The organism is Novosphingobium sp. HR1a, from assembly GCF_015594425.1.
GTDB classification, from domain to species: domain Bacteria; phylum Pseudomonadota; class Alphaproteobacteria; order Sphingomonadales; family Sphingomonadaceae; genus Novosphingobium; species Novosphingobium resinovorum_A.
The window spans coordinates 103784-116465 of record NZ_JABXWS010000092.1 but is presented as its reverse complement, the minus strand read 5'-3'; the positions used below and the strand labels follow the sequence as shown (position 1 = coordinate 116465).

The 12682-nt window shown below is 67.3% G+C and carries 14 protein-coding genes; 8 read left to right on the top strand and 6 right to left on the bottom strand.

All coding sequences use genetic code 11. The features are described from left to right. Window positions 1-63: 63 nt before the first annotated feature. Window positions 64-852: a sugar phosphate isomerase/epimerase gene (locus HWN72_RS24865; protein WP_036528547.1), complete on the top strand. Its 789-nt coding sequence runs from the start codon at window positions 64-66 to the stop codon at window positions 850-852. Next, window positions 849-1208 carry an EthD domain-containing protein gene (locus tag HWN72_RS24860; RefSeq protein WP_036528546.1) on the top strand — a complete coding sequence of 120 codons (360 nt, stop codon included), beginning with the start codon at window positions 849-851 and terminating at the stop codon, window positions 1206-1208. Before HWN72_RS24865 ends, HWN72_RS24860 begins: the two co-directional genes overlap by 4 nt. Window positions 1209-1226: 18 nt before the next feature. On the opposite strand, the gene HWN72_RS24855 is transcribed toward HWN72_RS24860, so the two are convergent. Further along, window positions 1227-1877 (bottom strand): TetR/AcrR family transcriptional regulator, encoded by a 651-nt coding sequence (locus HWN72_RS24855; protein WP_051587072.1) that lies wholly within the window; start codon window positions 1875-1877, stop codon window positions 1227-1229. A 174-nt stretch (window positions 1878-2051) separates the two neighbouring features. On the opposite strand from HWN72_RS24855, the gene HWN72_RS24850 reads away from it, so the two are divergent. The 5 genes from HWN72_RS24850 (at window position 2052) to HWN72_RS24835 (ending at window position 5571) form a co-directional block, all read left to right on the top strand. Continuing rightward, a complete protein-coding gene (locus tag HWN72_RS24850) occupies window positions 2052-2849 on the top strand; it encodes a hypothetical protein (protein WP_036528545.1) in 798 nt (265 codons plus the stop codon). A 74-nt stretch (window positions 2850-2923) separates the two neighbouring features. Then, on the top strand, window positions 2924-3889 hold the full coding sequence (locus HWN72_RS24845) for a VOC family protein (protein WP_036528544.1): 966 nt from the start codon (window positions 2924-2926) through the stop codon (window positions 3887-3889). Between the two features lie 61 nt (window positions 3890-3950). Beyond that, the gene (locus HWN72_RS31665; RefSeq protein ID WP_256434625.1) at window positions 3951-4076 is read left to right on the top strand and encodes a hypothetical protein; all 126 of its coding nucleotides are present in this window, start codon (window positions 3951-3953) and stop codon (window positions 4074-4076) included. Further along, on the top strand, window positions 4073-4939 hold the full coding sequence (locus HWN72_RS24840) for a 2-dehydro-3-deoxygalactonokinase (protein WP_211151636.1): 867 nt from the start codon (window positions 4073-4075) through the stop codon (window positions 4937-4939). Before HWN72_RS31665 ends, HWN72_RS24840 begins: the two co-directional genes overlap by 4 nt. Then, the gene (locus HWN72_RS24835; RefSeq protein WP_036528543.1) at window positions 4936-5571 is read left to right on the top strand and encodes a 2-dehydro-3-deoxy-6-phosphogalactonate aldolase; all 636 of its coding nucleotides are present in this window, start codon (window positions 4936-4938) and stop codon (window positions 5569-5571) included. Before HWN72_RS24840 ends, HWN72_RS24835 begins: the two co-directional genes overlap by 4 nt. A gap of 7 nt (window positions 5572-5578) precedes the next feature. Here the strand turns inward: HWN72_RS24835 and HWN72_RS24830 are convergent, their stop codons facing one another. The 3 genes from HWN72_RS24830 to HWN72_RS24820 form a co-directional block, all read right to left on the bottom strand. Beyond that, window positions 5579-6136: a VOC family protein gene (locus HWN72_RS24830; protein WP_036528541.1), complete on the bottom strand. Its 558-nt coding sequence runs from the start codon at window positions 6134-6136 to the stop codon at window positions 5579-5581. Between the two features lie 98 nt (window positions 6137-6234). Then, a complete protein-coding gene (locus tag HWN72_RS24825; protein WP_211151635.1) occupies window positions 6235-7662 on the bottom strand; it encodes a S41 family peptidase in 1428 nt (475 codons plus the stop codon). A 160-nt stretch (window positions 7663-7822) separates the two neighbouring features. Next, entirely contained in the window at window positions 7823-8557 is a 735-nt protein-coding gene (locus HWN72_RS24820; RefSeq protein WP_008830242.1) for an SDR family NAD(P)-dependent oxidoreductase, read from the bottom strand. A gap of 157 nt (window positions 8558-8714) precedes the next feature. Here HWN72_RS24820 and HWN72_RS24815 point away from each other — a divergent pair, with 157 nt between their 5' ends. Then, window positions 8715-9467 (top strand): TetR/AcrR family transcriptional regulator, encoded by a 753-nt coding sequence (locus HWN72_RS24815; protein ID WP_211151634.1) that lies wholly within the window; start codon window positions 8715-8717, stop codon window positions 9465-9467. 158 nt (window positions 9468-9625) lie between these two features. Here the strand turns inward: HWN72_RS24815 and HWN72_RS24810 are convergent, their stop codons facing one another. After that, entirely contained in the window at window positions 9626-10978 is a 1353-nt protein-coding gene (locus tag HWN72_RS24810) for an MFS transporter (RefSeq protein ID WP_211151633.1), read from the bottom strand. Between the two features lie 5 nt (window positions 10979-10983). Continuing rightward, window positions 10984-12657, bottom strand: coding sequence for an AMP-binding protein (locus HWN72_RS24805; RefSeq protein ID WP_211151632.1), 1674 nt, complete (start codon window positions 12655-12657; stop codon window positions 10984-10986). Between the last annotated feature and the right edge of the window lie 25 nt (window positions 12658-12682).

The following is a 12682-nucleotide window of genomic DNA, read 5'->3' as shown; positions in this document are numbered from 1 at the left end:
AGGGCCGGGAGGCTTGAGAGCGCAGCGAACTAGCCGGACGGGGTGGGTTTGGGAGAGAAAACAATGCATAAACTATCCCTCGCCTCCGGCGTCCTGCCCGAATTCGGCGCCGTGGACGTGATCGAGGCAGGTGCCGCTGCCGGGTTCGACGCGGTCGGCCTCTGGGTCGATCCGCTGGAATGGACCGCGCAGCATACCCGCGATGCGCGCGCAGCATTGCAGCGCACCGGCCTGCCGGTGCTCGACGTCGAGGTCGTGTGGATCCGCCCCGACACCACGCTCGACGATCACCGCAAGGTGCTGGAGGTTGGCGCGCAGCTCGGCGCGGCGAACGTGCTTTGCGTATCCTCGCACGAGGAGGGCGAGACGATCGAGCGCCTCTCCGCCCTGTGCCGCCATGCCGAGGGATCGGGAATGCGCGTGGCGCTGGAATTCGGCATATTCACCGAGGTGAAGACCCTGAGCCAGGCGCTCGGCATTCTCGACCGGGTGGGGCATCCCTTGCGCGCGGTGCTGGTCGATCCGATCCACGTCGACCGCTCCGGCACGACGGTCGGGCAGATCGCTGCCATCGATCCGGCGCTGCTGCCTTACGCCCAGTTCTGCGACGCGCGGGCCGAACGGCCCGATCCGGCGAACTTCGACGCGGTCATCACCGATGCCATCGATCTCCGCGAACAGCCGGGCGAGGGCGCGTTGCCGCTGGCGGCGATGCTGCAGGCCTTGCCGCAAGGCATTCCGCTGTCGCTGGAACTGCGCTCGGCTGCGCTACGCGAGGCGTTCTCGCACCCGGCGCTGCGGGCGAAGGCGGTGCTTGACGGGATGCGCGAGTGGATGGGCGTGCTGGCATGACGGTGACCGTGATCACGCTCCTCAAGCGCCGCGAAGGCATGAGCGTCGAGGACTTCCGCGCCTACTACGAAAGCAGCCACCGCGTGATCGGCGAGCAGGTGCTGGCGGGCTACGCCACGCGCTACGTGCGCCGGTTTCTTTCGCCGATGGACGGGACGGACCAGCCGTTCGATCACGACGTGGTGATGGAAATCGACTTCCCCGACGCGGCGACGCGCGATGCCTGCTTTGCTGCGCTGGGCGATCCGCAGGTCGCCGCGATGATCGCCGAGGACGAGGAAAACCTGTTCGACCGCAGCCGTGTCCGCGCCTTCACCGTGACCGAGAGTGCATCGGTGATGCCGCCGGTCGGGTAGCTCGGTAGGGGCGGGCCGTCAGGCGGGCCGCAGGGTGCGGACCTGATCTTCCAGCATCTTGAGCATGTGCGGCACCATCGCCTCGGCGAGCGCGCCGGTCATCAGGCCGGTCGCCATACCCTCGATGAGCGTCTGCGACAGGGCCATGGCCTGCGCGAAATGCTCGGGCTCGGACTGCCATTCGGGGAAGAGGGCGATCGCCTCGGCATTGAAACGCTCGCGGTATTCGACCTGCAGCGGGCGCATGATCTGGGCAAGATCGGCATCGGTGCGCGCGGCCATCGCCAGTTCCTGGAAGGCGACGAAGGCGGGCTTCTGAACCTGCTTCCAGTACGCCGTCACCATCGTCGCGGGTTCATGCTCGGTGATTTCGGACGAGCGGCGGAAGGCCCGCAGGCGTCGCTCATGGAGTTCGACGATGGTGGCGCGGATCAGCGTCGCGCTGTTCTCGAAATGGTGGAGCATCGCCCCGCGCGACAGTCCGGCTTCCACCGCGACCAGCGGCGTTGTCGTCCCGGAATAGCCGACCTTGACGAGGCACTGGATCGTCGCCTCGATCAGCCGTCCGCGCGTCTGCGCGCTCTTGATCGACTGGCGGGTGGGCGCGCTTTCGGCGGTCTTGCGGACTGGGGCGCGCTCGGGGCGCTTGCGGGCGGGGCTGGCGGCCAAACTGATTTTCCGTGTGCAATTGCGAAGAGATTGCGCTCCTCCTGCCTTGTCCGGGATGGATCGGGCAACAGGAAAGATGCAAACCCGCATGCGATTTCATGCAAATGCGCTGCGACATGGTAGCGTAGCATGACCGTCGTAAGCGCTCGGCGACCCATTCGAAGGTGCGCATCCATGATCCGTCTGCTGTCTGTCCTTCCCCTTTTTGCCTCGGCGGCGGTACTCGCCGATGCGGCACCCGTGGCGATGCGGATGGCCGCGCCCGAGGCGCATCAGGGCGCCGCATCGGACGGCACGTTCGTCTACGCGATCGACAACGACCGCATCGGCAAATACCGCCTCTCGGACGAAAAAAAGGTGGACCAGTGGCAGGGCGAGCGCCGCCTGTTCCCCCACATGAACAGCTGCACGGTCGTTCAGACGAAGCTCTACTGCGCCGCCTCCAACTACCCGGCGGTGCCGCAGACCAGCGCGATCGAGATCTTCGACACCCGCCCGCTGCGCCATTCCGGCACCATCAGCCTCGGTTTCGGCCCGGGATCGCTGACCGTGATCGACCGGCACGACGGCAAGTGGTGGGCGGTCTTCGCGAACTACGAGGGCAAGGGTGGCGAGCCGGGGCGCGACTATCGCTACACCGTGCTGGCGCGGATGGACGAACAGTTCCGCATCGAGCAGACCTGGGCCTTCCCGGAGGAGGTTCTCGCCCGCATGGCGCCCAAGAGCTGCTCCGGCATGAGCTGGGGCGCGGACGGGCTGATCTACGTGACCGGCCACGATCGCCCCGAGCTCTACGCCTTGCGCCTGCCGGAAGCCGGCTCGCGCCTCGAACTGGTAGAGACCTTCGCCATCGCCACGCCGGGGCAGGCGATCGACTGGGATCCGAAGGCGAAGCGCCGGCTCTGGTCGATTGCCCGCGACCGCAGCGAGATGGTCGCCAGTGACATCCCCGAGGTCGCTTCGAAGCGCTGAGGTTTCTTCGCCAGTCGGACACTGGCGCGCTGCTCGTGGGACATGGGCCTCAAGCCGCGATCAATCTTCCGGTCATGATCATCCAGCCCATTCAGGAAGCCGTCGTCAGCACCTTCGACATCGAACGCCTGGCGGCGCCTTTAATGCAGGTGTGCGGCTATGACCGCGTCGACTTGCCCGATGCTCCGCCTTCCCAGTTCGCGGCATGGCATGTTCCGCAACAGTGCACGCGGATCGAGCAGGCGCTGTTCGTGCCGCAGAACACCGTATCCGGGCGCGGCGCGCTCAGGCTGGTGCGCTTCCACGGGGTGGAGCAGAAGGTCATGCGTTCCAGCCAGCGGACCTGGGACACCGGCGGCATCTTCGACGTCGATATGTTCTCGGCCGACGTCGATAAGGTCTATCGCGGGCTGCAACGCCACGGCTGGACGGCGTTCGGTGAGCCGGTGGACTACAGCGAGGCGCACTTCTCGGTCCGGCAGGTCGTGGCGATCGGCCCGGACGGATTGAACCTCGCGGTAATCCAGCGCTATTCGCCCGAAGTGCCGGGGCTCGATCCTTCGGGCAGGCTTTCGCCGGTGTTCAATTCGACGCAGATGGTGGCGGATATCGAAGGCGCCATCGCGTTCTACGTGGACGTGTTGGGCTGGCACAAGGACCTCGACTTCATGGTCGAGGGCGTGGCCGAGCCGGGTGCCGATGTGCTCGGCCTGCCGCTGCCCGCCGCGATCGGGGCGCAGCGCCGGGTGGTGATCTTCAACCCGCCGGGCCCGTCGGTAGGCGGAGTCGAGTTGATCCACAACGCCGCGATGTACGGCCGCCGCTGCGACGCCGACTGCGCGGCGCCCAATGTCGGCATCCTGTGCCTGCGCTTTGAGGTGGACGATGCCCATGCCTATGCCGCCGCGATCGCCGGCCGGGGCGGGTCACTCCATATCGAGCCAGCGGCGTTCGTGATCGCGCCTTACGGAACCGTCACGCTGTTCGCGGTCCGCTCTCCCGAAGGCGCGATCGTCGAATTCTTCAGCCACGGGGGCTGACAGTGCTGCGGCGTCATTGTGACGATTGATATTATAAATACGTTCTCTTATGCAGTTGCCCATGAAGAGGCCCGGCAAGGATACGATCTCGACGGAAGACGGGCGCTATGCGACGTCTACCCGTTCCAATGCAGGAGCGATTGCCGTGGTTCTGGTGCCTTGCGTGATTTGCGCGGTGATCTGGTGACAAGCGCCTTCATCGCCGTGGACTGGGGCACGACCAATCGCCGCGCCTATGTGATCGAGGGGGGTGAGATCGTCGCCGCCGAGCGGGACGACAAGGGCATACTCTCGGTCCCGGAGGGTGGTTTTCCTGCTGCCGTCGCGGACTTGCGCGCACGGCACGGCGGGTTGCCGATGCTGCTGGCGGGCATGGTCGGCTCCAACCGTGGCTGGCATGACGCGGGCTACGTCGCCGCGCCTGCCGGAATCGCCGAGCTTGCGGCGGGGCTTGTCTCGCCGGTCGAGGGCGTCGCCATAGTCCCCGGCGTCTGCCGCGACAGGAATGGCCGACAGGACGTGATGCGCGGCGAGGAAGTTCAGCTTCTCGGCGCCGTTGCGGCAGGGCTGGCGCCTGCCGAGGCTCTGCTGTGCCAGCCCGGAACCCACGCCAAATGGGCGGTCATGCGGGGCGGCGCGCTGGCCGACTTCACCACCGCCATGACGGGCGAGATGTTCGCCATGCTCAAGGCCCATTCGCTGATCGGCAGCGAGATGACCGGAGAAGTCGATGCCGACGCGGAGTTCCGCAAGGGCGTCGAGGCCAGCGCCGACGGTGACCTGCTCGCTGCGCTGTTCGGCGTGCGCGCGGCCTCGGTACTGGGTGCGCAGGCTCCCGGCACGGCGGCGGCCTATGTCAGCGGCCTGCTGCTCGGCACCGACTGCCGCGCCCGGATCAAGCCGGGGGAGACCGTCTACCTCCTCGCGGATGGGCTGCTCGCGCGGCTCTATTCCGCCGCCATTTCAATCGCCGGGGGAGAGGCAGTCGTCGTCGACAGTCACGCTGCCTTCATCGCCGGCATCACCCGCATCCGGGATATGACTCCATGATCGACCTTGCCACCGCGCTTGCGCAGCTTCCCCTCGTCGCGATCCTGCGCGGCATTCGCTCCGACGAAATCGAGGCCGCCGCCGACGTTCTGGTCGAGGCGGGCTTCCGCCTGATCGAAGTGCCGCTCAATTCGCCCGATCCGCTCGTCACCATCGAGAAGCTGGCGCGGCGCGTCGGCGACCGGGCGATCGTCGGCGCGGGCACGGTGCTGACGGTCGGGCAGGTCGCCGAGGTGCAGGACGCGGGCGGCGCGATGATCGTCTCGCCCAATACCGACGTCGCCGTGATCGCCGAGAGCGCCCGTCGCGGCCTCGTCTCGCTGCCGGGCTACTTCACGCCGAGCGAGGCGTTCGCGGCGCTCGCGGCGGGGGCAAGCGGCCTCAAGCTGTTTCCGGCCGAGGCCGCCAGCCCCGCGGTGGTCAAGGCCCAGCGTGCCGTGCTCCCCAAGGACGTGCCGCTGCTGGCGGTGGGCGGCATCTCGCCGACCAATATGGAGCCCTGGCGCCAGGCGGGCGCGGACGGCTTCGGCCTTGGCTCGGCGCTCTACAAGGTTGGCATGAGCACCGCCGAGATCGCCGCGAACGCCCGGGCCTTCGCACGGGCGTGGGCGGAGATGGAGAGCCGCGCGTAATCCGGGGTCAGGCCGTCTCCAACAGCGGCGCGCGCCGGTAGAACGCGAGGTCCTGCATTTCGTAGGCCGCCGGGGTGTCCGCCGTGCGCGCGTCGTGGAGCCGTTTCCAGTGCGCGAAGAGGCCCATGATGTGCGGCGGGTCGCCGTGGATCTCGGTGAAGCCGCCGTTCAGCGCACGGGTATCGAAGTAGGCCGCGTTGACCTCGTCCGCCCATAGTTCGGTGGCCAGCGGATAGCCCATGTCGATCCAGCGCTGCCGCTCGCCCGCGAAGTCCGAGACCAGGTAGGCGATGTGGTGGAAGCCTTCCTCGCCTTTCGCGAACATGTCGCGGTAGATCGAGGGCTTGTCGTCGTGCTGCTCGATGAACTGGATCATCATGTCGCCGAGATAGCCGAAGGCATAGGAAACGTCCGCTTCCTCGGTGGTGCCGCGATAAGTGAACTCGTCGCAGTGGTGGTGGCGGACCATGCAGAACGGCCCGGCGCCGAAGGCGTCGGACCACTTCTGCGCGGCCTCGTCGATGCTGTTCACGAACCAGGCTTGCTGGAACAATGCGCGCTTCATGGCCTCTCCTCTTTCCCGTGGTGCCGTAGACCGGCAACCACAGGGTCGAGGAGTCCCCGCCCGGCCGCAACCGGGCAAAAGGGGAGGTCGGGCCAGAACTAGAACAGACCCGGCACCTCGCGCTGCGGGGTGCTGGGCCGCGCCGGGGCGAGGATGTCCCGCTTTTCGGACGTGTCCGGCGTCACCGCCATGCGTGCCATGCTCTGGCCGATGATCGGTGTGCAGCTCTGGCCGGACAGGAACTGTAGCGCCACGCGGGTCGAATCCTCGCGCGGGTCGCCCATGTCGTAGCTGATGTCGTCGTTGCTGGTGCAGGTGCTCTTCATGCGGTCGGCCAGACCGTTGAAATAGTCGCCTTCGCCCGCGCTGTTCTGCGTCTTGAGCGCCACGATGCGCAGGCGGTCGTCGCATGAGGGCCGGTCGATCGCGATCTGTCCCACCGGCTTGCCGTAGGTATTCGCGCCGATCAGCGCCACGTCGGCATTGAGGTAGGGAAGGAAGCTGTTGATCACCAGCTCACTCGCCGAGGCGGTGCCGCCCGAGGTGATGAAGGCGATCTTCGTCGGCGCGACCGATTCGGCCTGCGCCGCGAAGTAGGCCGTGGTGTTTTCGGCGGACTTTTCCGGCCGGAAGACGGTGTGGGAGAAGACGTCCGACGCGGTGCGGTTGGCGCCCATCAGGTTGCTCATCAGCTCGGCCACGGAGATCAGCCCGCCGCCGTTGTAGCGCAAGTCCACCACCAGCTGCGTCACGCCCGCCGCACGGAAGGCGGCGAAAGCGGTGCGCATCTGCGGCTCGGCGGTGGAGATGAAGGTGCGCAAGTTGAGATAGCCGACCTTGCGCCCGCCCTGGTCGATGACCTTGTAGCCGTAAGTGCTGGACACCGGCTGCAGCGCGAAGTCGCGCTTGGCGACGGTGATGTTGCGCGTTCCGCTGGCGTCGCTGATCTGGAGCACGCGGGTAACGCCCGCCTCGTCCGGGCCGAGCGCATCGGCGACCGCGTTGACGCCGCCTGCCACCCAAAGCGACTGCACGGTCTGCAGGTTGCCCGAACTGGTGCCGATGGCGAGGATTTCGGTGCCGCGCCGCATCCCGGCAGTCGCCCCCGGACCGGTTTCGAACGCCTCGATCACGAACAGGCGGCGGGCGGCGGAATTGACGCCCAGGCGGACGCCGAGCCCGGCCGAGGAGCCCTGCTCGTAATAGGCGTTCTCTTCCGCGATCGAGGTGCGATAGGTGAAGAAGCGGTCCCGGTTCTGGGCGCGGGCATTGGCGGTCAGCGAATCGATGTAGTCGTCGAGCGTGGTGTAGGCTGCGGGATTGGCATTCGCGGGCAGGGTCTCGGGGAAGAGATACCATTCGCGCAGCTGCGCTTCCGCCCAGTCCTGCCGTTCGCGCAGCGAGCACCCGGCCACCGGCGTGGGTGTCGAAGTGGGGGCAGGGGTCGGCGTTGGCGTCGGCGTGGAACCGCCTTCGCTCCCGCCGCTTCCGCCGCCGCCACATGAAGTCACCAGCAGAGCCAGCACGCACGCGCATGCCGTCCACGTCTTGTTCGATCGCACCAGTAGTCCCCCGTTCGAAGAGCGTGGCAGTCGCAACCACGCCCTAAGCCATTGTAGAGGCGGTATTACACAAGTGCGTCTTTGGTCAGGTTAAATATTTGTCACGGGATTGTTTTTTGGAGAATTACGGCATGAAGAACCCGCCGTTGACGTCCAGCACCGTCCCCGTGACGAAGGCGGCACGCTCGGAGATCAGGTACTCCACGCCCGCGACGATGTCGTCGGTCTCGCCCAGACGGCCGACGGGGATGTCGTCGGTGTATGTGCCCTTGTCGCCGAAGCCTTCGCTTTGCGGGGTGACGATGCGGCCCGGCGCGATGCAGTTTGCGGTGATGCCGTGGGCGCCGACCTGCCCGGCGAGTACGCGGGTAAAGCCGATCACGCCTGCCTTGGTCGCGCCGTAGTGCGCGCCCGACAGGCGCGAGCGCATGCGGCCGCCTTGCGAGGAGAAGTTGACGATACGGCCCCATCCGCGCGGCTTCATCACCGGCAGCACGGCCCGGCACATCAGGAAAGTGCCGGTGAGATTGACCGCGATCACGCGGTGCCATTCGTCGATATCGGTCTCCTCGACAGGCAGCGAGCGGCCGCCGTGACTGGGACTGATCCCGGCATTGTTGACCAACACGTCGACATGGCCCCACTCGGCGGCGATGCGCCCCACGCAGTCCTCGACGCTGGCCGGGTCGGCCACGTCGCAGCGCAGGGCGAGGCTGCCGGGCAGGGCATCGGCGACGGCATCGAGGCCCTTGACGTCGAGCAGCGCCAGCCGGTGCCCCGTTTGCGCCAGCCTCTCGGCGACGGCGCGGCCTATGCCTTGCGCGGCGCCGGTGACAACGGCGACCCTGGCTTCATTCATGTCATGCTCTCCCGGGAAAATCGCGGGCCTGACCCGCGTGATAGTGGCGATGCTGCACTGCAAGGGCTTGCGCCGGGGGCAGCAAGATGGTCATGATCGGCGCGGCGGGCCATGGGGCCTTGCCGAAGCAGCGCGGCCGGGACAGGAGGGTAACGCCATGCACGACACCATCCGATCCGATCCCAATGACACCGCAGCCAGCGAGACCGGAACTGCGCCGGAGCGCGGGCGTCGCCGCCACGTCACTTCCGCCGCGACGCGGATCAAGATCATCGAGGCCGCCGAGAAGCTCTTCGCCGATCGCGGGATCGACGGCGTCGCCCTGCGCGAGATCGCGGCGGCGGCAGGGCAGGGCAACAATACCGCCGTCCAGTACCACTTCGGCACCAAGGAAGCGCTGGTCTACGCGATCTTCGACTACCGCATCGAGATGTTCGAGCCGCTGCGCGCCGCCATGCTCGACCGCGCCGAGGAAGCGGGGCTGCTCGGCGATGCGCGCACGCTGCTGGAGATCATGTGCCTGCCGCACCTGACGATCAGCGACGAGAACGGGCGGCATCCGTACTCCGCCTTCCTCGCCCAGTACCTCACCCGCACCCGTGCGGAAGGCATTCCGCACCCTTACGACGATCCTGAGGTTCCTGTGCCCGCGCTGCGCCGGGTGCGCCGGCTGATCGTCGAGCGCGTGAACTACGTGCCGCCGGTGGAGCTGCGTTTGCGCGTGGGGCTGTGCAAGCTGATGTTCCTCAACATGCTGATGCGGCGGGACAGCGGCTTTCCGCACTTCGATCAGGGCATCACGCTCGATGCGCTGGTGGACGATACCATGGTGCAGATGACCGTCGCGCTGACCGCGCCTTACAACCATCGTCATGCGCCGCTGTTCGCCGACATGATCAAGGCCGACTGACCTTCACGTTCGTCCGTTGAGCCCGCCTCCTCATGTCCGTCATTGCGAGCGCAGCGAAGCAATCCAGGGCGGTGTAAAGCTGCCCTGGATTGCTTCGCTGCGCTCGCAATGAGGATGAAAGGTGACGTGCTGCCAAGGAGGTTTGAAGCCATCCGGTCTTACGCCGCCTCGTCCAGCATCCGGCGATACGTGGGCAGGGCGCGGGCGATGAACACCGTCGATGCTGCCGCCGCGACGGCGCAGGTGATGGCGAGGGAGTCGCCCACGCGGCCCTCGTCGCCGAAGACATGGTCGGTGATGAGCGCGACGAACGTAGGTGCCAGCGCCAGCCCGGCCACGCTGACGACGAAGACGTAGATGGACGAGGCGATGCCGCGCATCCGGTTGGGCGTCACCAGCTGCAGCGCGGAGGACGAAAGCGCCTGAGGCAAGCTGTAGAGCACGCTCGCCGCCGTCGCGATGGCAAAGGCGGTCCAGTAATCGGTGGCGGCCATGAGCGCGAGGCTGAGCGGCACCATCGCGACCGAGGCGCCCAGCGCGACCAGAAGCAGGTTGTCGCGCCGTCCCATGCGCTCCACCGCGCGGGCCACCCAGGGGCTGACCAGCACGCTGAGCGATCCGGTGATGAGCACGGCAATGCCGTACTGCACACCCACTTGCGCGGCGGAGACGCCGAACTTGCGGATCAGCACAGTCGGCATCCACGCGGGGAAGGCGTAGAGCGGGATGATGAACAGCGGCATGCCCAGGTAGAAATTGCCGTAGAACCCGCGCCAGCGCCGGAACGTCGCCCAGATTTCTGCCGACGACATCGTCTGTACCTCGGCGTTTGCGGTAGCGGCGCGGCGGGCGGGTTCCTTCACGAAGACCAGCAGCAGCGCGATCAGCACGCCGGGCAGGCCCGCGCAGAAGAACACCAACTGCCACGGCTTCATCGCGCCCAGTAGCGGCACCGCAGACAAGTCCCAGCCTTCCGCGCCCTGCAGCAGCAATCCGCCAAAGATCAGCGCGAGGCCTCCGCCGAGGTATGGCCCCATCATGTAGACGCTGAAGGCGCGCGGGATAAGGCGCGGCGGGAAGGCGTCGGCGATGATCGACCATGCGGCCGGGGTCAGGCAGGCTTCCGCCCCGCCGACGCCGAAGCGCGCCAGGAACAGCTGCCAGTAGCTGCGCGCGAGGCCGCAGGCGCTGGTGCCGATACTCCACAAGGCGATGCCGAACATCAGCACGCCCTTGCGACTGCCGACATCGGCGATGCGTCCGAACACCGGGCTCATGACGACGTAGGCTGCAGTGAACGCAAGGCCCTGCAGCAGGCTGAGGCGGGTATCGTCGAGCCCGAACTCGGCCTTGATCGGGCCGACCAGCAGGTTGAGAACCTGCCGGTCGATGAAACTGGCGGTGTAGGCCAGGGTGAGGACGAAGATCAGATACCAGCCCGCCCGCGATCCCCCCTGCGGTTCGGGGGCGGCCTCCGGGTAATCGGCGCCGGCTTCGCGGATGGGCGTCACGACCGTCACTTTGCGAGGCCGGCCGGGTCGATCTTGCGTTCCGGCGTGAAGCCGCGCAGCAGTTCGAATTTCTGGACCTTGGTGGCGCTCATCGGCCAGCTTTCGACGAACCGGACGTAGCGCGGGATCTTGTAGCTGGCGATCCGGCCTGCGCAGTGGCGCGCGACGTCCTCTTCGCTCAAGGCTTCGCCGGGGTTGAGTTCGATGAAGGCGGCGGCGACTTCCATCAACCGTTCGTCCGGCACGCCGACGACTTGCGCCATGCGGATCGCCGGGTGCGTAGCGAGGAAGCTCTCCAGTTCGACGGCGGCCACGTTCTCGCCGCCGATCTTGAGCATGTCCTTGAGGCGCCCTTCGTAGACCACGCGCCCCATCGCGCCGATCCGGCCAAGGTCGCCGGTATGGAGCCAGCCCCCGGCATCAACGGCGGCGGCGGTGGCCTCGGCATCGTCGAAGTAGCCCGCGAAGACGCCGAAGCCGCGCATGCGGATCTCTCCGGGCTCACCGTCGGGGACGATCCGGTCGTCCGCGCCGAAGATCGCCAGTTCCATCCCCTCGCAGATCGGGCCGGAGGTTTCGAACAGGACGTCGTCGGGGTCGTCGATCTCGCTGTAGCAGGGCACGCCGGTGCCTTCGGTCAGGCCGTAGCTGTTGACGTACTTCGCGCCCGGAAACAGAGTTCCGTAGCGGCGCATGAGGTCGACCGGGCCGACCACGTGGTTGATCCGCAGGTCCGACTGGTCGTAGCGGTCGAACTGCGGATGCGTCACCAGCGCCGAGATGATCGTCGGGAAACCCGCGTACTGCACGGTCGGCCGCCGCTCGATCAGCAGGTCCATCGCCTCGTCGGCGGAGAAGTGCCCCATGCCGATGAAGCAGGCGCCCGTCGCCCGGCACCCGGCCATCGGCAGGATCGTCGACATGTGGAACAGCGGCAGCGGGTCCCAGACCCGGTCCTGCTCCGTCAGCCGGAAACGCCCCGCCATCGCGGTGCCCATCCGGCTGAGCGACCCGTGCGTGAGCATGCAGGCCTTGGGGCGCGAGGTGGTGCCCGAACTGAAGATGATGAGGCCCACGTCGTCAGGCTCGACCGCCGCCGCCCGCTCCATCACGGCGTCGGCGCCGACGCCCTCGGCGGCGGCTTCCAGCATGGCGAGGCCGGGCCAGTTGCCGGGGCGCTCGTCACCCAGTTCGATCACGCCGCGCAGCGCCGGTGCGGCTGCGACCGACAGTTCGCCCCCGCTCCATCCGGCCAGCTCGGGAAAGACCTCCCCCAGCATCGGCCGGTAGTCGCAGTGCCGCCAGGCATGGCCGCCCACGAACAGCAGGCTGATCTGCGACTTGGGGATGACGTAGGCGAGGTCGTCCGCCCGATACCGCGCATTGAGCAGAACCGCGCAGCCGCCCACCATCTCGATCGCATAGTACAGGACCACGTAGTCCCAGCAGTTGGGCGCCAGCACGCCGACATGGTCCCCCGGCTTCACCCCCAGCCCTACCAACGACCGCGCCCGCTCGACGACTTGCGCGAAGAGTTCGGCATAAGTCGCCTCCCGCCCGTCGTAGACGAGCGCGGGACGGTCGGCGAACCGGTCGGCGGCACGGGCAAGTGTGCCGCCGACCGTCAGCGCCTGCAGCGCCGAAGAACCGTGAAGATCGAGAAGGTCGGGTTGGGGCAAGGCTGTCTCCGTGATTATGATCGGC

Excerpts from the sequence above, each read along its gene's own strand:
- HWN72_RS24830 (WP_036528541.1), bottom strand. The coding sequence starts at position 6,136 with ATGAAGCGCGCATTGTTCCAGCAAGCCTGGTTCGTGAACAGCATCGAC.
- HWN72_RS24865 (WP_036528547.1), top strand. The coding sequence starts at position 64 with ATGCATAAACTATCCCTCGCCTCCGGCGTCCTGCCCGAATTCGGCGCC.
- HWN72_RS24860 (WP_036528546.1), top strand. The coding sequence starts at position 849 with ATGACGGTGACCGTGATCACGCTCCTCAAGCGCCGCGAAGGCATGAGC.
- HWN72_RS24820 (WP_008830242.1), bottom strand. The coding sequence starts at position 8,557 with ATGAATGAAGCCAGGGTCGCCGTTGTCACCGGCGCCGCGCAAGGCATA.
- HWN72_RS24815 (WP_211151634.1), top strand. The coding sequence starts at position 8,715 with ATGCACGACACCATCCGATCCGATCCCAATGACACCGCAGCCAGCGAG.
- HWN72_RS31665 (WP_256434625.1), top strand. The coding sequence starts at position 3,951 with ATGAAGAGGCCCGGCAAGGATACGATCTCGACGGAAGACGGGCGCTAT.
- HWN72_RS24845 (WP_036528544.1), top strand. The coding sequence starts at position 2,924 with ATGATCATCCAGCCCATTCAGGAAGCCGTCGTCAGCACCTTCGACATC.
- HWN72_RS24850 (WP_036528545.1), top strand. The coding sequence starts at position 2,052 with ATGATCCGTCTGCTGTCTGTCCTTCCCCTTTTTGCCTCGGCGGCGGTA.
- HWN72_RS24835 (WP_036528543.1), top strand. The coding sequence starts at position 4,936 with ATGATCGACCTTGCCACCGCGCTTGCGCAGCTTCCCCTCGTCGCGATC.